Raw genomic sequence first — 20328 nt, 5'->3', positions numbered from 1 at the left:
ACTAATTAAGACTGGAAGAACGCAAGCAGATCTTTGTTGATAACATCCGCATGAGTTGTTGGCATACCATGGGGAAAGCCTGGGTAAGTTATCAGTTTCCCGTCTTTTAACAGCTCTGCTGATTTTAAAGCCGTAATGGTGTAAGGAACAATCTGGTCATCTTCACCGTGCATCACCAATACCGGCACATCGGCATTTTTAAGATCTTCCGTAAAATCAGTTTCAGAGAATACCTTAACACAATCATAATGAGCTTTAATTGAACCCATCATGCCCTGACGCCACCAGTTATCCTGCACGCCTTGAGATATTTCAGCACCTTCACGATTGTAGCCATAAAAGGGGAAGGTAAAATCTTTAAAGTATTGCGTACGGCGTGTAGCTGTATTTAATCGGATATCGTCAAAAACAGACATCGGCACACCATCAGGGTTATTTTCAGACACAACCATTACTGGCGCAACTGCGCTTACAAGTACCGCCTTTGCTACACGGCCCTTGCCATATTTTGCTACATACCTAATAACTTCTCCGCCACCTGTTGAATGACCAACATGTATAGCATCTTTCAGATCAAGCGCCTCTACTAATTCTGCAACATCGGCAGCATAGGTATCCATATCATGTCCGTAAGGAGTTTGGCTTGAACGGCCATGGCCGCGGCGGTCATGTGCTATAACTCTGTACCCTTTTTCCAGGAAAAACATCATTTGGTTGTCCCAGTCATCGCCTGATAGTGGCCATCCGTGGTGAAATACAATTGGCTGACCTTTTCCCCAGTCTTTGTAATAAATCTCAGTTCCGTCTTTGGTTGTAATAGTGCTCATGGTGCTGTTTTTTAAGTGTGTATTGTTTTAGTTTGTTAATACAAATATGAGGCAGATTCACGCGAACACACTTGATGTAGATCAAGTAATGTTTATTTAATACAATATATTACGCTCTTGTTAAACAGTTATGTGCAGAAGGTTAATATTAGGAGAGAAATTAGATAAACTACAGATTGGGCGTTCTAATAGCATCTTGATATAGTCTCTCATGTACATGACGGAGGGGCTATAAAACAGAAAAGCCCCATATTAAAGATATGGAGCTTTCTGAGTAAAATTTGGCACCGACCTACTCTCCCACGTTTTACCGCAGTACCATCGGCTCTGGCGGGCTTAACTTCTCTGTTCGGAATGGGAAGAGGTGGACACCGCCGATATAGGCACCTGAAGGTTTTCAGATCTGAGTATTGAGATATAAGATTTGAGACTCATTTCAATAACAAATCAATATTTTATAGATGTAAGAAGAGATTGTGCGATACAGACTAACGTCTCATATCTCATATCTCACGTCTCATATCTAAGACAATGATTGAAAGAAGTGATTGAATTGTAGAGAAAACAACAGTATTAATTTACTATCTGTGTTGTGTTGTCAGGGTGCAGATTGCTCTGCACCCCTATATTCCAACCGAAGAAAGCTTCGGGCGATTAGTATTACTCGGCTATGATGTCACCACCTTTAGACCTGTAACCTATCAACGTAGTAGTCTACTACGACCCTCAATGGAAGTCTCATCTCGTGGCTAGTTTCGCACTTAGATGCTTTCAGCGCTTATCTATTCCCAACGTAGCTACTCTGCAGTACACCTGGCGGCATAACAGATTCACCAGAGGTTAGTCCAACCCGGTCCTCTCGTACTAAGGTCAGCCCCACTCAAACTTCCAACGCCCACAACAGATAGGGACCGAACTGTCTCGCGACGTTCTGAACCCAGCTCGCGTGCCACTTTAATGAGCGAACAGCTCAACCCTTGGGACCTTCTCCAGCCCCAGGATGTGACGAGCCGACATCGAGGTGCCAAACCTCCCCGTCGATATGAGCTCTTGGGGGAGATCAGCCTGTTATCCCCAGCGTACCTTTTATCCTTTGAGCGATGGCCCTTCCATGCAGAACCACCGGATCACTATATCCGTCTTTCGACCCAGCTCGACTTGTCTGTCTCACTGTCAAGCAAGCTTATGCTATTGCACTCCGCGTACGGTTACCAAGCGTACTGAGCTTACCTTTGAAAGCCTCCGTTACCTTTTTGGAGGCGACCACCCCAGTCAAACTACCCGCCAAACAATGTCCTCGACTGTGTCGAGTTAGACACCAAATACAGAAAGGGTGGTATTTCAACGTTGGCTAACCTACTCCTAGCGAAGCAGGATCACAGCCTCCCACCTATCCTACACATCCTGTATCCGATATCAATGTTAAGTTGTAGTGAAGGTGCATGGGGTCTTTCCGTCCCGTTGCGGGTAACCGGCGTCTTCACCGATACCACAATTTCACCGAGCTCATGGCTGAGACAGCGCCCAGATCGTTACACCATTCGTGCAGGTCGGAACTTACCCGACAAGGAATTTCGCTACCTTAGGACCGTTATAGTTACGGCCGCCGTTTACTGGGGCTTCGATTCAATGCTTCGCCTTGCGACTAACATCCCCTCTTAACCTTCCAGCACCGGGCAGGTGTCAGGCCTTATACGTCATCTTTCGATTTTGCAAAGCCATGTGTTTTTGTTAAACAGTCGCCTGGGCCTTTTCACTGCGGCTGATATTGCTACCAGCGCCCCTTCTCCCGAAGTTACAGGGCCATTTTGCCGAGTTCCTTAGCCATGATTCACTCGAGCACCTTAGGATTCTCTCCTCGACTACCTGTGTCGGTTTACGGTACGGGGTTTTATAACCTGAAGCTTAGCAGGTTTTCTTGGAAGTCTGATTACCTGAACTATTCCCTTACCCGAAGGCTCGAGATACTATCAGCTTTCAGCAAAAAAGGCGTACTTAACTACCTCTCCTATACCTACGGCCTTTAACGAACTATTCCGTCAGTTCGCGTCAGTTTCACTACTCCGTCACTGCATCGCAGTTATAAAACGTACTGGAATATTAACCAGTTATCCATCGGCTACGCCCTTCGGCTTCACCTTAGGCCCCGACTAACCCTGATCCGATTAGCGTTGATCAGGAAACCTTAGTCTTTCGGTGGGCAGGTTTCTCTCCTGCCTTATCGTTACTTATGCCTACATTTGCTTTTCTATTCCCTCCACAGTCAGTTACCTTCCTGCTTCACCGCAAATAGAATGCTCCCCTACCAGTGCATTTACATGCAATCCATAGCTTCGGTATACCGCTTAATGCCCGTTTATTATCCATGCCCGATCGCTCGACTAGTGAGCTGTTACGCACTCTTTAAATGAATGGCTGCTTCCAAGCCAACATCCTAGCTGTCTGTGCAATCGGACCTCGTTAGTTCAACTTAGCGGTAATTTGGGGACCTTAGCTGATGGTCTGGGTTCTTTCCCTCTCGGCCATGGACCTTAGCACCCATAGCCTCACTGCCGTGTATATTATAAAGCATTCGGAGTTTGTCTGGATTTGGTAGGATTTGACTCCCCCGCACCCAATCAGTAGCTCTACCTCTTTATAACTCTACCACGACGCTGTTCCTAAAAACATTTCGGGGAGTACGAGCTATTTCCCAGTTTGATTAGCCTTTCACCCCTACCCACAAGTCATCCGGAAACTTTTCAACGTTTATCGGTTCGGTCCTCCAGTACCTGTTACGGCACCTTCAACCTGCTCATGGGTAGATCACAAGGTTTCGCGTCTACCTCCACTGACTATGCGCCCTATTCAGACTCGCTTTCGCTTCGGATCCGTGTCTTAAACACTTAACCTTGCCAATGAAGAGTAACTCGTAGGCTCATTATGCAAAAGGCACGCCGTCACGGTGTTAACCGCTCCGACCGCTTGTAAGTACACGGTTTCAGGTTCTATTTCACTCCCCTGTTCGGGGTTCTTTTCACCTTTCCCTCACGGTACTGGTTCACTATCGGTCTCTCAGGAGTATTTAGCCTTACCGGATGGTGCCGGCAGATTCCCACAAGGCGTCTCCGACCTCGCGGTACTCAGGATACCACTATCTTTATATTACTTACCCGTACGCAGCTCTCATGCTCTATGGCCGGGTTTCCCACCCCGTTCCGGTTCATTTTATAAGTCATGTTGTGGTCCTACAACCCCTATATTGCCGTAACAATATAGGTTTGGGCTTCTTCCATTTCGCTCGCCACTACTCTGGAAATCATTGTTATTTTCTCTTCCTCTGCTTACTTAGATGTTTCAGTTCAGCAGGTTTGCGCTATTGCAACTAGTCTTCAACTAGTTAGGTTTCCCCATTCAGAAATTTACGGATCAAATCTTATTTGCAAATCCCCGTAACTTATCGCAGCTTATCACGTCTTTCATCGCCTCTGAGAGCCAAGGCATCCCCCGTGTACCCTTTCTTACTTTCTTCTACTATACCGCCTTTTGCGCCGGTATGTATGCTTTTATTAGTTAGTCAGTCATTAAGTCATTGGTCATTCGTCACTAGTCATTATTGCTAATAACTGTTGACTATTGACTAACTTCTTAACAACGTCCCTACTGTTGTTTTCTCGTTTTTCAATTACTTCTTCCAATATGTCAAAGAACGTTCGTAAACCTAATCATATATATAATATACTTTCGCTATACTTGGTGGAGAATAACGGATTCGAACCGTTGACCCCCTGCGTGCAAGGCAGGTGCTCTAGCCAGCTGAGCTAATCCCCCAATTAATGAATCTGTGATATGTTTCACTCACCTTCGTAGTCCCGAGCAGATTTGAACTGCTGACCCCTACATTATCAGTGTAGTGCTCTAACCAAGCTGAGCTACAGGACTTCTTGTTTTAGGATGTCGGACTCACGATTTCGGATTTTCGTAATCGCAAATCGTAATCTCTTACAATCCTGCCTCTCAGATGTTACCGCCACTGATGGCTTCATCTTTTGGGTTTTCTTTTTGTTTTATTATTTAAAAGATAATCATGTATCGAGCACTCCTGCTCTTTATTGATGCTGTTAGTAGAACAGATCGAGGGTGGGTATTGCTCCAGAAAGGAGGTATTCCAGCCACACCTTCCGGTACGGCTACCTTGTTACGACTTAGCCCCAGTTACCGACTTTACCCTAGGCGGCTCCTTGCGGTTACCGACTTCAGGTACTTCCAGCTTCCATGGCTTGACGGGCGGTGTGTACAAGGCCCGGGAACGTATTCACCGCGTCATTGCTGATACGCGATTACTAGCGAATCCAACTTCACGGGGTCGAGTTGCAGACCCCGATCCGAACTGTGATCAGCTTTGTGAGATTGGCATCCTGTTGCCAGGTAGCTGCCCTCTGTACTGACCATTGTAGCACGTGTGTAGCCCCGGACGTAAGGGCCATGATGACTTGACGTCGTCCCCTCCTTCCTCTCTATTTGCATAGGCAGTCTGTTTAGAGTCCCCATCATTACATGCTGGCAACTAAACATAGGGGTTGCGCTCGTTGCGGGACTTAACCCAACACCTCACGGCACGAGCTGACGACAGCCATGCAGCACCTAGTTTCGTGTCCCGAAGGACTAGAGCGTCTCTGCTCTATTCACTAACTTTCAAGCCCGGGTAAGGTTCCTCGCGTATCATCGAATTAAACCACATGCTCCTCCGCTTGTGCGGGCCCCCGTCAATTCCTTTGAGTTTCACCCTTGCGGGCGTACTCCCCAGGTGGAATACTTAACGCTTTCGCTTAGACGCTGACCGTATATCGCCAACATCGAGTATTCATCGTTTAGGGCGTGGACTACCAGGGTATCTAATCCTGTTTGATCCCCACGCTTTCGTGCCTCAGTGTCAATTAAACCATAGTAAGCTGCCTTCGCAATTGGTGTTCTGTGACATATCTATGCATTTCACCGCTACTTGTCACATTCCGCCTACCTCTAGTTCATTCAAGTTCATCAGTATCAAAGGCACTGCGACAGTTAAGCTGCCGTCTTTCACCCCTGACTTAATAAACCACCTACGCACCCTTTAAACCCAATAAATCCGGATAACGCTTGGATCCTCCGTATTACCGCGGCTGCTGGCACGGAGTTAGCCGATCCTTATTCTCAGAGTACATTCAGCTTCGTATACATACGAAGGTTTATTCCCCTGCAAAAGCAGTTTACAACCCGTAGGGCCGTCTTCCTGCACGCGGCATGGCTGGTTCAGACTTGCGTCCATTGACCAATATTCCTTACTGCTGCCTCCCGTAGGAGTCTGGTCCGTGTCTCAGTACCAGTGTGGGGGGTCATCCTCTCAGATCCCCTAAACATCGTAGCCTTGGTATGCCGTTACCACACCAACTAGCTAATGTTCCGCATGCCCATCTTAATCCTATAAATATTTGATTATTAAATAATGCTATTCAATAATGTTATGCGGTGTTAATCTCTCTTTCGAGAGGCTATCCCCCAGATTAAGGTAGGTTACATACGTGTTACGCACCCGTGCGCCACTCTCAAGGAAAGCAAGCTCTCCTATCCCGTCCGACTTGCATGTATTAGGCCTGCCGCTAGCGTTCATCCTGAGCCAGGATCAAACTCTCCATTGTAAATGTTTTGAGTTCGAACTTTTCCTGACTCTACTTATTAATTCTTTGGAATTGTCTAAATAGAATCTTAGTTCTGTTTGTTATATATCTTTATACAACACCCTTCCCTGTTTCAATCTATTCTTATTACTAACTTCTTCAATATTGAACAGCTCAACCTGATGGTTTAACTGCTCGCTACATGATTGCATCTTTTAAAAGAACTTTTCTCTTCCCCGTCTCGGTTCCGATATATTTTATCCGCAATTGCTGCGGCTAAATCTCTGTTTGTTGATCAGGTGATTCGCTCACCGTCTTTCGCTTTTCAGCTCCCATCGTTTTGGGATTGCAAAGGTAGAAATCTTTTTTCTTTTTCCAAATTTTATTTTAAAATAATTTCTGGCCTCTCTTCCCTTTCCTGTTAGCTCGTTTTCCGTTCCGCTTTCGCTTCCCATTCATCACTCGCTAACCCCTCTCAATGTACAACCGCATTCCTTCGTTTGCGGGCTGCAAAGGTAGGAAGAAATCTCTTCTGTGCAAACAATTCCTATAAAAAAGTAACAGCATATTGTTAAAACGCTATAAATGAGATAGAAAAATTTAAAGCAAAATTCATCAAGCATAAAACAAACACTATCCACAGGTGTTAAAGCCCTCTCCATACATAATACAGACTATATATAGTTTAATTATAGTAATGATAATAGCAGTTAGAAACAGCTATATATAGTATAAATAGCGTGGCTGCATTTATATACTAAATAACTAAGGCAATCTCAATACCACATATACGTTAAAAGATGTTAAATGTAGTACCTATAAGCTGTTGACTATTAGATACAGCCTATATTTACCACCCACAAATAAAATTGATTGACTTTGTATTATTATTTATCTTTGCAAAATGTTTAAAAAACAACGATCAGTAATTGGGGGCTTTTTAATATTATTACTTATTGCGGCTGGTAGCTGTAAAAGCAAGTACGAAAAATTGAAAGCAAGCAATGACAGAACTAAGAAATACCAGGAAGGCAAGAAGCTTTACGAAAAAAAGCAATACGCTAAAGCGCTTGGTCTTTTTGAAACACTGTTATCGCAGTACAGGGGGCAGGAAAGTGCAGAGGAGCTTTTTTATTTGAACGCTATGGCTACCTACAAGCTAAAGGACTATACCGCCGCCTCTTATCATTTTAAAGAATACGCTAAGGATTTTCCTTCAAGTATACATGCCGAAGAGTGCCGTTATCTGTCAGCTTACTGCTTGTATCTGGAGGCACCTATATCATCGCTTGATCAAGCCAATACATTAAAATCAATTGAAGCTATGCAGCTTTATATCAACCTTTATCCAAAAGGTGATCATGTTGCTGAGGCTGCTAAAACAATTGACGACCTGCGCAGTAGGTTAGAGCAGAAAGCTTTTGATAATGCTAAGTTATATTACGTTACCGGCAACCACCAGGCGGCGGTAATTACCTTTGGCAATGTATTACGTGATTACCCGGATACCAAATTTGCAGAGGAAATTGAGTATTTAAATGCGAAGGCACAGTATCAATATGCGCGCGAAAGCCGTGAATCAAAACAGGAAGAGCGTTATGAGGAAGCAAAAAACTTAGCTGCCAATTTCATAGAGAAATATCCTAACAGCAAATTTTTAAAAGACGCCAGCGCTGTGCAAAAAGACAGTGAAGATGGCATAGCTTCGGTTAGGCGCTTGTTAGCGCAGGCTGCAATTGATGAGAAACTGGCGCGTAAACTTGCCCGCAAAGACTCTCTTTTAAATCAAACTATTTTAACACCAACACCATCTGTTAAGATGGATATTCATAAAAAAATACCAAACTAAAAAAATTGATATGAGTACCAACAATAATAATAGTAATAATACCAAACCGGCGGTAGCAAGCAGCACAGTTACCCGCGACCTGCGCGAACTGGACGTGGAAACCGGCAACATTTATGAATCATTAGTTATCATGGCTAAAAGAGCTAACCAGATATCTAATAACATTAAAGAAGAGTTGCATCAAAAACTTTCAGAATTTGCTTCATCAAATGATAACCTGGAAGAGGTTTTTGAAAACCGCGAGCAGATAGAGATATCTAAACATTATGAAAAACTGCCAAAACCGTCATTAATTGCCGTTCAGGAATTTTTAGATGGCAAGGTTTATCATCGTAATCCAATTAAAGAGGCTTAATTGCCAACCCGGAAGGGTAATAATGGATAAAATATTTAAACTCCCTTACGGGAGTTTTTTGTTTATTTGAATTTTAACTTAGTTTCATTCTACTCCGTTTGGAGTAAAGCCGCTTTATGCTTGAAGGTAAAAACATAGTATTAGGAGTATGCGGCAGTATAGCTGCTTATAAATCTGCAACGCTGGTAAGGTTGTTAATTAAAGCGGGAGCCAATGTGCAGGTGATCATGACGCCCGATGCCATCAACTTCATTACTCCTTTAACTTTATCAACCCTTTCAAAAAAGCCTGTATTGGCAGACTACTTTAAGCCTAAAACCGGCGAATGGAACAACCATGTTGATATTGGCCTTTGGGCTGACCTAATGCTTATCGCCCCGGCAAGTGCAAACACCATGGCTAAAATGGCTTCAGGGCTTTGCAATAACCTGCTTACCGCTGTTTATCTTTCTGCTAAATGCCCGGTGTATTTTGCTCCGGCTATGGATCTGGATATGTGGAAGCACAACTCAACCACTACCAATGTTGCCCAACTGCAAAGCTTCGGCAATATTTTGATACAACCGGGCAGCGGTGAACTGGCCAGCGGTTTGCATGGCGAAGGTAGGATGGCCGAACCCGAGGAAATATTAGCATTCTTGATCAATGATCTTAAAAAAGCACTTCCGCTGAATGGCACAAAGGCTTTAGTTACCGCCGGACCAACTTACGAGGCGATAGACCCCGTACGCTTTATAGGTAATCACTCATCAGGTAAAATGGGCTTTGCTATTGCGGATGAGTTGGCTAAACTCGGCGCTGACGTTACACTCGTTTCGGGACCATCAGCACAAGTAAGTAAGCAACGGTCTATCAAGCGAATTGATGTTACATCGGCTGCTGAAATGCTGGATATGTGTTTGCAAAACTTTGAGCAGGCACAAGTTTGTGTAATGAGCGCGGCAGTTGCTGATTATACCCCGGTTACGGTAGCAACGCAAAAAATAAAAAAACAAGACGACGGGCTTACCATCGCGACAAAGAAGACTACTGATATTTTAAAAACATTGGGGAGTTTGAAGAGGCCGCATCAGATTTTGGTTGGCTTTGCATTAGAGACCGACAACGAAGAGGTGCATGCCATTGGAAAACTTCAAACCAAAAACCTCGATATGATTGTGTTAAACTCGCTAAAGGATGAAGGCGCAGGCTTTAAAGGCGACACTAATAAAATAACGATTATTGATAAAAATCTGGCTAAGACAGACTACAGCCTGAAAAGTAAAGACGAGGTGGCCAAAGATATTTGCGCTAAAATAGTTACCCTGATATGAAAAGGCTATATGTATATATGATCCTAAGTGTGTTGATGCTGAAAGTATCGGCGCAGGATTTGAATGCCAGAGTAACTGTATTATCGCCTAAAATTCAAACTACCAATAAACGCATATTCCAATCGCTTGAAAATGCGATGAAAGATTTCTTAAATGGACGCAAATGGCTGGGAGATCAAATTTTACCAAATGAACGGATTGATTGCAATTTTGTGGTGACCATAACTACCTGGGATGGTAGCAGTAATTTCAATGCTGAGTTACAAATACAATCAAGCCGACCCGTATTTAATGCTAACTATACCACCACCCTGCTAAATATTAACGACAAAGACTTTGATTTTATTTACAATGAGGGTCAAACCATTGATTACTCAGACCAAAACTTCCAATCAAACCTGGCATCAGTAATGGCGTTTTACGCTTATATAATAGCCGGAATAGACAATGACAGTTTTTCAAGATTAGGCGGCACACCTTACTATGAACGCGCGCAAAACGTGTTAAACATTGCACAATCATCGCCCTACCGCGGATGGAAAGCTTTTGATAGCAACACCAATAGGTATTGGCTGTTAGAGAATATTAATAATAAAGTATACGAGCCTCTGCGCGGTTTTATTTATGATTACCACCGTAACGGAATGGACCTGATGGCAGATAATGCTGCTAAAGCGCGCAAAGCCATTGATGGTTTTTTACCTGTACTTGGTGATGTTGACAGGCAACGTTTAGGCGCAATGCTGCCTTTAGTATTTTTTGCTGCAAAAGGCGATGAACTGGTCAACATTTATAAAACTGCGCCCGCACAGGAACGAGTTCAAGCCTACAACATTTTAATGAAAGGCGACCCCTCAAACGGGATAAAGTACCAGGCGCTACAAAAATAGAAACCGACTACCCTTTAACAGAGTAGCCGGCTTCTCTTCAATCACCACAATTTATCTTTTATCGTCGTCCGCATCAGGAGCGGGCACACTTATAATTTTATACACCTTCTTACCATTTTCATCAACTGCGTCCTGCAAATAATAACCGCTTGGCGTAACGTAATAAAGCTGGCCATTTAGGTTTACTTTTTTGTAATCTTCCGGCAGGTTATCAACCAGATCGCCAACCTGTATAGGCGGCGCGTCCTGCACGTTTACATCGTCAGTATTCAGTTGACCATCTTTACCGGCTATCTGGTAAGTTTGCGTGCCATCATCTTTAGTTATAGGTTGATAATACACGCCGTTTAATTCATAATATTGAACGTCATTTATTACAATAGACTTTGCGTCCTCCGGCAACTGCTTTACTTCGGCACCTATTGGTGGCTCAACAACAGTATAACTACTTCCGGTTTGCTGATAATACATGCCACCACCATAAAAATACTGTGTGGGGCCATAGTAAAACGGATAGTAGCCATAAGGCAATGCATCAACCACTAAACCAATACGTGGCGCGTAGTAACTGGCGTAAAATCCGTTGCTATAATAATAATACAAACCCTGTGGTCGTACTGATATATAATTTCTTCCGTAAGGTAAACCTTCCCAAACACGATACACACGGTTTGAACCGGCCGGTTGTCTTGTTGACGGTCTATTTATGCCTGACACGTTTATATCTGTACCACGGCGAGGTGCATTAGGATAACTTCCCTGCGGATAAGTGTTGGGTTGTAAACCTGCGGCTCCGTCATTCCCACGACGAGCCTGACCAAAACCCTGCGGAACATCAGCTCCCCGGGGCGGATTATAACTACGCGGCTGCGCTACAGATGGCTGAGGCCGTGGCATGCTCATTCCGCCGCCAGCTCCAAGCCCCCGGCGCTGTGCGTCAACTGCAAGTGATGCACATAACAGCAAAGCTGTTCCTGCTAATGTTATATACCCGGTTTTCATTTTAATAAACCTTTCAACTATTATTATCAATTAGAGCAAATATTTGATAAATGGTTTAATGCAACAAACACATCAAGCAATTATTGCTCCAATAAAATGAACAGGATTTCATTCAGCCTGATGCCGGATCATGATATAGCTTCGGCTATGAAAATGAATGGGTTGGAGAACTCCAATTTGATCACGCCGTCGGCAGTTGTTGTAAATTTATTATTTTGTTGCTGAGATAAGCCGGTACTTATCAGATCAGTAGCTTGAGTTAAAAACGTTAGCTCCTCACCAGCAGGTAACCATTTGGTAAAACCGGATGTAACGGCGTACACCTTTTTATTCTGATGAAGGATGACCAGATTGATTTGCGAGACAAATGGAATATAATCATTAAGATCAAAGTCGTCTGCAATAACATTTACGGCAGAGTAATTCTCACCTATTAGCAAAATAAGTGCAGCCTCGAGCGGAGTATGGCCATGAACAGATATATAAGTAACATCTGATTGCATCACATCGCCAACATCATTACCCAACACCCTATCTACCTTGATGCCCATGGCATTTAACTGTTCTGCAATAGGAGCATCAGCAATAACCGTGGGACTCCATTCCAATAATTGCCCCAATAACTCCTGGTCAAACGAATCCAAGCCCAGTATCAACAGGGCAGGTTCTTGCTTTTCACGAACGATATGATGAGATGACACTTTACTATTAATTTGCCGCTGCCATTTTGAGCGATAGCGAAAAATCCTATAGGATTTGCTAACCCAATCGCCTCGCAAACCGCTTTTATAAGATTCTTCACTCCGTTCAGAATAACAAAATACTATTTATTTAATCACTTCCCCAATTGCTTCCCCAATATTGCCATTAGGTGCCTGGATATGGAGTAGTGCTGCAACAGTTGGTGCAATATCTGTCATTTTGGTAGCGCGTACAGTGCTGCCGTGCTTTACACCCCAGCCCATAAATACCAGCGGGATATGGGTGTCATAAGGGTTCCAGGTACCGTGGGTAGTGCCGGTTGGCGAGTTTTGTCCAACACGCTTGCCGCTAAACCAACCCGGTTGTAATACTACCTGTATGGCGCCGCTGTTATCTCTGTTATAACCGTTAATAATACGCGTGCGCAAAGCTTCCGGTATGCTGGCTGTAGCAGCTTTTTGCATATCAACAACAAAGGCAACACCGGGCTGCTTTTCTAAATACTTAATACAATCTGCCTTAATAGCTCCCTCATCTAAACCCGCCTTTGATATAACCGAATAGTTTAAGTTAACCTGGTAATTAGTAAGCGACAGTACTATGCGATCTGTTTTGTACTTATCTAACAATAGCTTGTTTAAGCTGCTTAGTGCACCACTTGTATCCCAAACGTCTGATGGAATGTTATGATCGCGCAGATAACCAGTGTTATGCGCGGCACCATGATCAGCTGACAAAAACACAGTATACTGTCCTTTGCCAACGGTATTATCCAGATATTTAAAAAAATCAGCCAGATCCCTGTCTAAATGCAGGTAGGTATCTTCTACTTCAACCGAATTAACCCCAAATAAATGCCCTACATAATCTGTTGATGACAAGCTTACGGCCAGAAAGTCGGTCACTGCTCCTTTGCCCATTTGCTCGTTAGCAATGGCAGCCTTTGCCAGATCAAGCGTAAGTGTATTACCATATGGCGTAGTACGTATTAAGCCTGCGTTACCCTTATAAAGTTCTGAAGTTTTTATAGGGAAGCCTGTAATGGTTGCACCACCCAGTTTTCCCTCATATTTGCTTTCAACCGGCAAAGTTTGTACATAAGTGTTAAGCGCAAAAACGCCTTCCCATTCTTTTTTGAGATATGCCTCGGGTAATTTCCTGGCATTGAAATCTTTTACCCATTGCGGCAAATCTTTCATATAATAGGTACTGCTTATCCAGCTTCCGTTTTTATCGTCAAACCAGTATGCGGCGTTGGCAGTGTGGCCGGCTGGTAATATACCGCCCCTGTCTTTTAGTGCGATGCCTATAACTTTTGACCGAAAATTTGTGGCCAGTTTCAATTCGTCTGTAACGGTGGTAACCAACAGGTTTCTTGGCGACATTTTACCTGCATCAGAAGTGCTGCCAACCGTATTTACAGAAGTATCTTCTGTACAATACATGGATTTGCCTGTAGCCTGAACTATAAAATCGTTCCCTGCAATGCCATGCAATGCCGGCACCGAACCGGTGTAAATACTGCTATGGCCAATGGCGGTAACGGTAGGTATATAATCTATATTAGTATTCTCACAGGTAAAACCTTCATTCAACATGCGTTTAAAACCGCCTGCGGTATATCTATCGTAAAAACGATAAAGATAATCCCATCGCATTTGGTCAACTACTATACCCACAACCAGCTTTGGCCGCGAAACTGTAGTAGAAGCTAGGGCAATTTTAGTTTTATTTTGGGCAGATGTGTTTAATACTCCAAAAGCAAACGGAAGCAAAAACAGAAACTTTATTTTCATGGGGTGTTATAGCTTAAATTGCAAATATCAATATTACAAATAAAAGCTTAAATGAAGTTTTTGTTAAGGCAACATTAGCCAAAGGTGACAAATACATCTTGCCGATAAGGCTATATCGTTTTTTGAGGGTGTAATTTATGATAGCAAAAGTAAGAACCAAACACCAGTAACAGCCCTACCAACATAAACCAAACTCCGCTTACTGGCGTACCAATGGCTAAAAACGCGTATGCAGCGCCTATCAAATCAAAAGTAAAGCCTGCATAGGCCCATTCTTTTATACGTGGAAAGCCCGGCACAAGCAATGCAATACATCCCAGTATTTTCAACACAGCCAACATTTTGAGGATGTTGTACGGGTAGCCTATCATTTTCATCATCGCTTCTCCATCAGGATTGGGGAAGAAACTTGTTACTGCCGACATCAGCATCATTGCAATAAGCAGTCCTGTAAATATCCAATATGCAACTTTCATGATCTTGTGAGTTTTAAGGTTATATAAATATGCTTTTAATTATTTGAATTACACAAATATATAATGGCATATGCTGAACAATGGGTTGTAAAAACGACAAGTTTAGGGGGCAACAGGGCGCGTGAAATACCTGTTATTTTAATAACCGAAACTTTACACACTCCCTTTAGTTGTAATTAAACCTTTACTTCTAATTAAAAAAATTTCAAACTAAAATCATCTACCATGTTTCATCACGTTAAAGACTTACAATTTAATGCGCGGGTTTCGCGCCCCGACCCACGTTTTGCCAACCTGCTGTTAGAGCAGTTTGGCGGAGAGAACGGCGAATTGGCTGCAGCTATGCAATATTTCACCCAGGCTTTCGGTGCTAAAATGCCGCATCCTGATAAGTATGATATGCTGATGGATATCGCCACCGAGGAGTTCAGTCACCTTGAAATTGTCGGCGCAACAATCCAAATGCTATTAAAGGGCGTAAACGGCGAACTCAAAAATGCAGCCGACAGCTCTGAAATAATGCAGGTGTTAAACGGCAAAGCGGCTAAAGAGGATATTATCCACGAAGCTGTGTTTGCAAATCCGCAATTTGGCATTATTACAGGAGGTGGAGTTACCCCTCGCAATAGTCAGGGTATACCCTGGTGCGCGTCGTACATTCATTCCAACGGTGATCTGACTGTCGACCTGCGCAGCAATTTGGCTTCGGAATCAAGAGCTAAATTGGTATACGAACACCTGATGAAGTTTACGGACGATCCATATATTCATGAAACCCTTTCTTTTTTGATGACCCGTGAGGTGGCGCATTATAAAATGTTTGAGGCAGCGCTGAATGATATTGAGAATAATTTCCCTCCGGGTGTGTTAGCAGCCGATCCTCGTTTTACGCAGCAGTTCTATAACTTATCAGACGGTACAGTTCGCGGCCCATGGAACGAAGGTGAGATGCCGGGCTTGGGTAAAGAGTGGGTTTACATTTCAGATCCGATTTCGCAAGTTAGTGAAAGCAAAGGTCATTCGGATATGGCGGGTGAGTTTGCAAAAGAGCTGAAGCAGACCGAAAAACTGAACAAAGAAATGAGTAAGCTGAAAAGCGAAGAGGTGAAAAAAGCCGAACCTGAGGGCGTTGCACAATGGAGTGATTACAAACCATTGGAAAATTAATACGCAAAAGAGGGGCTACAATGTAAATTGCAGCCCCTCTTTACTTCTCATTAAATTATGCCGGGTATTCGGATGGCTCTTCCTCTGTAACCGGGCGCTTATTTAAAAGTGCACCCACCATTAATACCAATGCCGAAAGTACAATGACCTGAATGATCATCGGGCGGTTTATTAAGGGTATCCTGAATGCCAAAGGCAGCGAAAGAAAAAGCAAAATGGTGATCAACCCACGTGGCGCAACGAACACCAATGGCATCAATGGCATTTTCGCTAATTTTAAAACAACGGCACGTATCAGGAAGATACCGGCAGTAATACCAACAGACCATGCCAGTGTATCGGTGGCAATTAATTCACGCGTTTCTATTAAAAAACCAAACAGCAGGAAAAATAGTGCCCGTACTAAAAAGGTGGCTTCGATGGTGAGCTCTTTAAATTTATGCACCTCAACCCTCAACACTTTAGGCTTTAATTTCTGAATAAAAGCTATGTGTCTTAATTTGTCCAGATTGTTCAGGAACAAACCGAAAACCAGGATGAAAACCAGTGATGGTAAATGGAATACTTTTGATATCTCGTAGATCAATATCACCAGAAACATGATGGGCACAAACTTTACATGATGCTGCAATCTGCTCAACATAAACGAAAGCGCGCCGGTGGCAACAAACGAGATCAGGATAATAATGATCAATTCGGCAAAGAACATCCCGAAGGAAAGCAAGCCGAAGCTGGTATGCTGCGTAATGAAATTGAAAAAGATAACACCAAGTATGTCAGAAATACTGCTTTCGTAAATAACAAACTCCCGCTGTTCTGCAGTAAAATTGCGTGTGCTGGGTATGGCTATTGAACTACTGATGATAGCCAGCGGAATAGCATTTGCCAAAGCGCGTCTGAGATCATAACCAAACTGGTAATGCATGGTTAATGCTACCCCGAATGAAATTAAAATAATAGGGAGAAACGCCACCCACACTGATTTCCTAATTAGCGGAAGTTTCTCGCTGTTCAGTTCTAGTTCCAATGAGCCTTCCAAAACAATCAATATCAATCCTATGGTGCCCAATATGGGTAACATGCCGCTTAGGTCAAATAGTATAATGTTAAAAGCATAGCATAACTGCTTAACCAAATACCCAAGACCTAACAACAGTATTACCGATGGAATTTTGGTTTTAGCTGATGTGAAATCAAATACATAAGCCAGTAAAACCAGAATGCATAGTGTGAGTATAATCCCTACCGTCATATATTATTAACTGCTGCCAGTCGGCAATTTAACCTTAAATAGGAAATTGTGGATTAATGTTTGAAAAATTTGATGAAGTATCCTTAGCAGATAAAAGCCTGTTAAACAAAAATGCCGTAATAAATACGGCAATGTTGTATAGCTGTAAGCTGTTTCAGGTAAAGGAGATATAGGGTCTCTTCTCTATAATTATATACCAAATATACCTATTAAATTTAATATGTGTTATTATTGTTTTGCTCTATATACAACCTCACAGTGGAAACTTGCTTTATGTTTTATAATATAATATATATACCATAATAAGTTTGATTTCTATTCTTAGTATTAAATAGCTGATATATAAAGTTCTTCATCAGCAATTCTAGAAAGTTCATCAGGATTATGTGTAACCACCAAAACCGTTGATTTTAAGGTTTTGAAGACAGCTGACAGTTCAATTATCAGCTCATTTTTAGTCAATTTATCTAGTGCCGAAAATGGCTCATCCATTAAAATAATTTGCGGCTTTATAGCTAACGCACGCAAAATGGCTAACCGCTGTTGCTGCCCTCCTGATAGGTAAGCAGGTTGATGTTTAGTAAGCGTTTCCAGTTTACCTGCCTTTAACAGGTAGTCTATCCAATCTTTGTCGTTGGTGGCATATTGCATGTGCTCTGTTACCGACATGTTGGGGAACAAGGCATAATCCTGAAAAACAAAACCTAACCGCCTTTGCTGCGGACTGAGGTTTACTTTTCGTGCCGTATCTAACCAAACCTGTTCGTTAACAGTGATTAAGCCGTTTTCAGGGGAAGTTAATCCTGCAACAATTTTTAAGAAAGTTGTTTTGCCTGCACCCGATGGGCCATGGATCGCCGTAACGCTACCCGTTGCAAACTGATGCTGCACTTTTAAAGTACCTGCCCCGGCATAGCCTTTTAACTTCTTTTCAATAGCTACACTTATCATTCCAACGGACTTTTTGCGTGATACCTGTTAAAAATGAACACCCCCACCACCATTACAAAAGTAAGTGCGAACAGGATAAACGAATAAGCATTGGCGGATGCATAATCCATCCGCTCAACCGAATCGTAAACTGCTATGGATGCAACTCTTGTAACGTTCGGGATGTTCCCGCCTATCATCAACACCACACCAAACTCACCCAACGTATGCGCGAATGTTAGTACCAATGCTGTTAAAACCGACGGTTTGATGTTAGGTAACAATATACTTTTGAATGTTTGCCACTGGGTTTTGCCTAATGTGTAAGATGCCTGCGCTAATGATGATGGCAGTTGTTGCAGTGCTGATTTGATCGGTCCTATCATAAAAGGCATGCTGTAAATAACAGAGGCGAGCACCAAGCCTTTAAACGAGAACACCAATTGTATATCAAAAACTTCCTGCAGCCATTTGCCAACTCCCTGCTGCGGACTAAAAGCCAGCAACAGGTAAAAACCCAAAACAGACGGCGGCAGTACCAAAGGCATGGTTAGCAATGCCTCAATTATTATTTTAAATACCGACCTGCCCTTAGATAACCACCAGGCCAACGGCAACCCTATCAGGAACAACAGTAGCGTTGTTATTGCTGCCAATTTTAAAGTAAGCCAGATGGGAGATAGGTCCATAGTCAGCAAAGCTTATTTATATCCATATTTAGCAAATATGCGCTTGGCATCAGCACTTTGCAGGTAATTATAAAACTTTAACGCTCCGGCATTTTTACTTGCCCGATTTAATAGTATCATCCCCTGCTCAATAGGCGTATACAGCTTTGGGTCTATAGCCTGCCAGTACAACTTTGCTTTATTAGCCGGATCATTGATCAATGCCTGGCTGGTAAACCCAACATCAACTACGCCTGTGGTTATATAAGTATTCACCTGCGCTATGCTTTCGCCAAATACCAATTTTGATTGCACATCATCAAATATTCCTTGTGTTTGTAATGCCTCCTTTGCCGCGACGCCGTAGGGTGCTACATCTGGGTTGGCTATAACAATTTTCTTTACAACCGGGGCAAGTAAATCCCGTTCCCAGTTAGCAAACCCAATGTTTTGCCTGCTGCATATTACCAGTTTTCCAAAAGCGTAAGCAACGGGTGCTTTCGTCGCAAGGCCCTTTTTATAAAGTGCTTGTGGAAAATCCATATCAGCAGAAAGAAAAACATCAAACGGCGCCCCGTTATTTATCTGTGCCACCAATTTGCCCGATGAGCCTACAATAGGCTCAATTGCGATGCCCGATCTTTTTTTAAAATCAGCTTTTAATGCCCCAATAACGCTTTGAAGATTGGCTGCCGTAGCTACACGAACGCCTTGCCCCAAGCTATTTGCAAACGCGACGGAAAAAAATACTATTGTAATTAACAAGCGCTTAACTACAGCGCCCAGACCTTGAAAGCTCATGGCATCAATCATTTAACTTTATAAATGCAATGGAAGCAGGATCGTCTGTTTTCCGGTTTTTACCTGTAACAATTTGAGTTCTCAGGCTACTTATATAGGTGCAAATAACGGTAAATAAAAATATTTAAAAAATATTTTGCGTTTCTCTTGGATATACGAAAGCAATCGTACATCTTTGTACGAAGATATTCGTATACAAATAAAAATGGAACTAAAACCCACAGAAAGCGAGCTGGAAATTTTACAGGTGATTTGGAAAAAGGGCCAATGTACCGTACGTGAAGTGCACGAAGAACTGGCTGCAAATAAAGATGCCGGTTATACTACCACACTTAAGTTGATGCAGATAATGCACGATAAGGGTTTGGTAGAGCGCGACACTACGGCCAAAACACATGTATATAAAGCCTTAATAAGCAGGGAACAGGCACAAAGCAGCGCGCTGGATAAAATTATTAATACGGTATTTAAAGGTTCCACCGCCGATCTGGTAATTCAGGCGTTGGGGCAGCACAGAGCATCGACTGATGAGTTGGATGCGATAAGGCAATATTTGAAGCAATTCGAAGAGTAGAGATAAGTGATAGGAGATTAGTAATTAGAAAACTAAATAGTTGAAGATTGAAGATTGGTTGATGCATAGTGAGTTAAAACAAATCCGAAA

General features: G+C 42.8%; 15 protein-coding genes, 2 tRNA genes and 3 rRNA genes. 6 read left to right on the top strand and 14 right to left on the bottom strand.

Annotation, left to right across the window (positions count from 1 at the left end):
- Nucleotides 1-5: 5 nt before the first annotated feature.
- The 6 genes from CLV57_RS03245 to CLV57_RS03220 all read right to left on the bottom strand — a co-directional run bounded on the left by CLV57_RS03245 (nucleotide 6) and on the right by CLV57_RS03220 (nucleotide 6484).
- Nucleotides 6-827: an alpha/beta fold hydrolase gene (locus tag CLV57_RS03245; protein ID WP_100339910.1), complete on the bottom strand. Its 822-nt coding sequence runs from the start codon at nucleotides 825-827 to the stop codon at nucleotides 6-8.
- A 279-nt stretch (nucleotides 828-1106) separates the two neighbouring features.
- A 5S ribosomal RNA gene (rrf, locus tag CLV57_RS03240) occupies nucleotides 1107-1218 on the bottom strand.
- 243 nt (nucleotides 1219-1461) lie between these two features.
- Nucleotides 1462-4338, bottom strand: a 23S ribosomal RNA gene (locus CLV57_RS03235).
- Nucleotides 4339-4560: 222 nt separating this feature from the next.
- Nucleotides 4561-4637, bottom strand: a tRNA-Ala gene (locus CLV57_RS03230).
- Between the two features lie 36 nt (nucleotides 4638-4673).
- A tRNA-Ile gene (locus CLV57_RS03225) sits at nucleotides 4674-4748 on the bottom strand.
- Between the two features lie 214 nt (nucleotides 4749-4962).
- Nucleotides 4963-6484: ribosomal RNA gene (locus CLV57_RS03220) — 16S ribosomal RNA — on the bottom strand.
- Together the 16S, 23S and 5S rRNA genes with 2 tRNA genes alongside form the textbook arrangement of a ribosomal RNA operon.
- Nucleotides 6485-7367: 883 nt before the next feature.
- On the opposite strand from CLV57_RS03220, the gene CLV57_RS03215 reads away from it, so the two are divergent.
- The 4 genes from CLV57_RS03215 (at nucleotide 7368) to porD (ending at nucleotide 10870) form a co-directional block, all read left to right on the top strand.
- The gene (locus CLV57_RS03215; RefSeq protein WP_100339909.1) at nucleotides 7368-8312 is read left to right on the top strand and encodes an outer membrane protein assembly factor BamD; all 945 of its coding nucleotides are present in this window, start codon (nucleotides 7368-7370) and stop codon (nucleotides 8310-8312) included.
- Nucleotides 8313-8322: 10 nt separating this feature from the next.
- Complete coding sequence (locus tag CLV57_RS03210; RefSeq protein ID WP_100339908.1) at nucleotides 8323-8667, top strand: DNA-directed RNA polymerase subunit omega; 345 nt, start codon at nucleotides 8323-8325, stop codon at nucleotides 8665-8667.
- Nucleotides 8668-8783: 116 nt separating this feature from the next.
- Nucleotides 8784-9980 carry a bifunctional phosphopantothenoylcysteine decarboxylase/phosphopantothenate--cysteine ligase CoaBC gene (gene coaBC / locus CLV57_RS03205; protein ID WP_100339907.1) on the top strand — a complete coding sequence of 399 codons (1197 nt, stop codon included), beginning with the start codon at nucleotides 8784-8786 and terminating at the stop codon, nucleotides 9978-9980.
- Nucleotides 9977-10870 (top strand): type IX secretion system protein PorD, encoded by an 894-nt coding sequence (gene porD / locus CLV57_RS03200; RefSeq protein ID WP_100339906.1) that lies wholly within the window; start codon nucleotides 9977-9979, stop codon nucleotides 10868-10870. Before coaBC ends, porD begins: the two co-directional genes overlap by 4 nt.
- A 51-nt stretch (nucleotides 10871-10921) precedes the next feature.
- Here the strand turns inward: porD and CLV57_RS03195 are convergent, their stop codons facing one another.
- From CLV57_RS03195 to CLV57_RS03180, 4 genes are all read right to left on the bottom strand, one after another.
- Nucleotides 10922-11872, bottom strand: coding sequence for a DUF6515 family protein (locus CLV57_RS03195; protein ID WP_100339905.1), 951 nt, complete (start codon nucleotides 11870-11872; stop codon nucleotides 10922-10924).
- A 128-nt stretch (nucleotides 11873-12000) separates the two neighbouring features.
- Nucleotides 12001-12573, bottom strand: a complete 573-nt coding sequence (locus tag CLV57_RS03190; RefSeq protein WP_157799057.1) for a CBS domain-containing protein — start codon at nucleotides 12571-12573, stop codon at nucleotides 12001-12003.
- 126 nt (nucleotides 12574-12699) lie between these two features.
- The gene (gene pafA, locus CLV57_RS03185; RefSeq protein WP_100339903.1) at nucleotides 12700-14370 is read right to left on the bottom strand and encodes an alkaline phosphatase PafA; all 1671 of its coding nucleotides are present in this window, start codon (nucleotides 14368-14370) and stop codon (nucleotides 12700-12702) included.
- A gap of 110 nt (nucleotides 14371-14480) precedes the next feature.
- Nucleotides 14481-14846 (bottom strand): DoxX family protein, encoded by a 366-nt coding sequence (locus CLV57_RS03180; protein WP_100339902.1) that lies wholly within the window; start codon nucleotides 14844-14846, stop codon nucleotides 14481-14483.
- Nucleotides 14847-15071: 225 nt separating this feature from the next.
- On the opposite strand from CLV57_RS03180, the gene CLV57_RS03175 reads away from it, so the two are divergent.
- Complete coding sequence (locus CLV57_RS03175; RefSeq protein WP_100339901.1) at nucleotides 15072-16013, top strand: manganese catalase family protein; 942 nt, start codon at nucleotides 15072-15074, stop codon at nucleotides 16011-16013.
- Nucleotides 16014-16068: 55 nt separating this feature from the next.
- Here the strand turns inward: CLV57_RS03175 and CLV57_RS03170 are convergent, their stop codons facing one another.
- From CLV57_RS03170 to modA, 4 genes are all read right to left on the bottom strand, one after another.
- Nucleotides 16069-17265, bottom strand: coding sequence for a cation:proton antiporter (locus CLV57_RS03170; protein ID WP_100339900.1), 1197 nt, complete (start codon nucleotides 17263-17265; stop codon nucleotides 16069-16071).
- Between the two features lie 327 nt (nucleotides 17266-17592).
- A complete protein-coding gene (locus CLV57_RS03165; protein ID WP_100339899.1) occupies nucleotides 17593-18216 on the bottom strand; it encodes an ATP-binding cassette domain-containing protein in 624 nt (207 codons plus the stop codon).
- On the bottom strand, nucleotides 18213-18884 hold the full coding sequence (modB, locus tag CLV57_RS03160) for a molybdate ABC transporter permease subunit (protein WP_100339898.1): 672 nt from the start codon (nucleotides 18882-18884) through the stop codon (nucleotides 18213-18215). Before modB ends, CLV57_RS03165 begins: the two co-directional genes overlap by 4 nt.
- Before the next feature lie 12 nt (nucleotides 18885-18896).
- Complete coding sequence (modA, locus tag CLV57_RS03155; RefSeq protein WP_100341293.1) at nucleotides 18897-19664, bottom strand: molybdate ABC transporter substrate-binding protein; 768 nt, start codon at nucleotides 19662-19664, stop codon at nucleotides 18897-18899.
- Nucleotides 19665-19869: 205 nt separating this feature from the next.
- On the opposite strand from modA, the gene CLV57_RS03150 reads away from it, so the two are divergent.
- Nucleotides 19870-20238, top strand: a complete 369-nt coding sequence (locus tag CLV57_RS03150) for a BlaI/MecI/CopY family transcriptional regulator (RefSeq protein WP_100339897.1) — start codon at nucleotides 19870-19872, stop codon at nucleotides 20236-20238.
- The last annotated feature ends 90 nt before the right edge of the window (nucleotides 20239-20328 follow it).

The organism is Mucilaginibacter auburnensis (genome assembly GCF_002797815.1).
Taxonomy (GTDB): domain Bacteria; phylum Bacteroidota; class Bacteroidia; order Sphingobacteriales; family Sphingobacteriaceae; genus Mucilaginibacter; species Mucilaginibacter auburnensis.
This window is presented reverse-complemented; position numbering and strand designations above follow the sequence as displayed.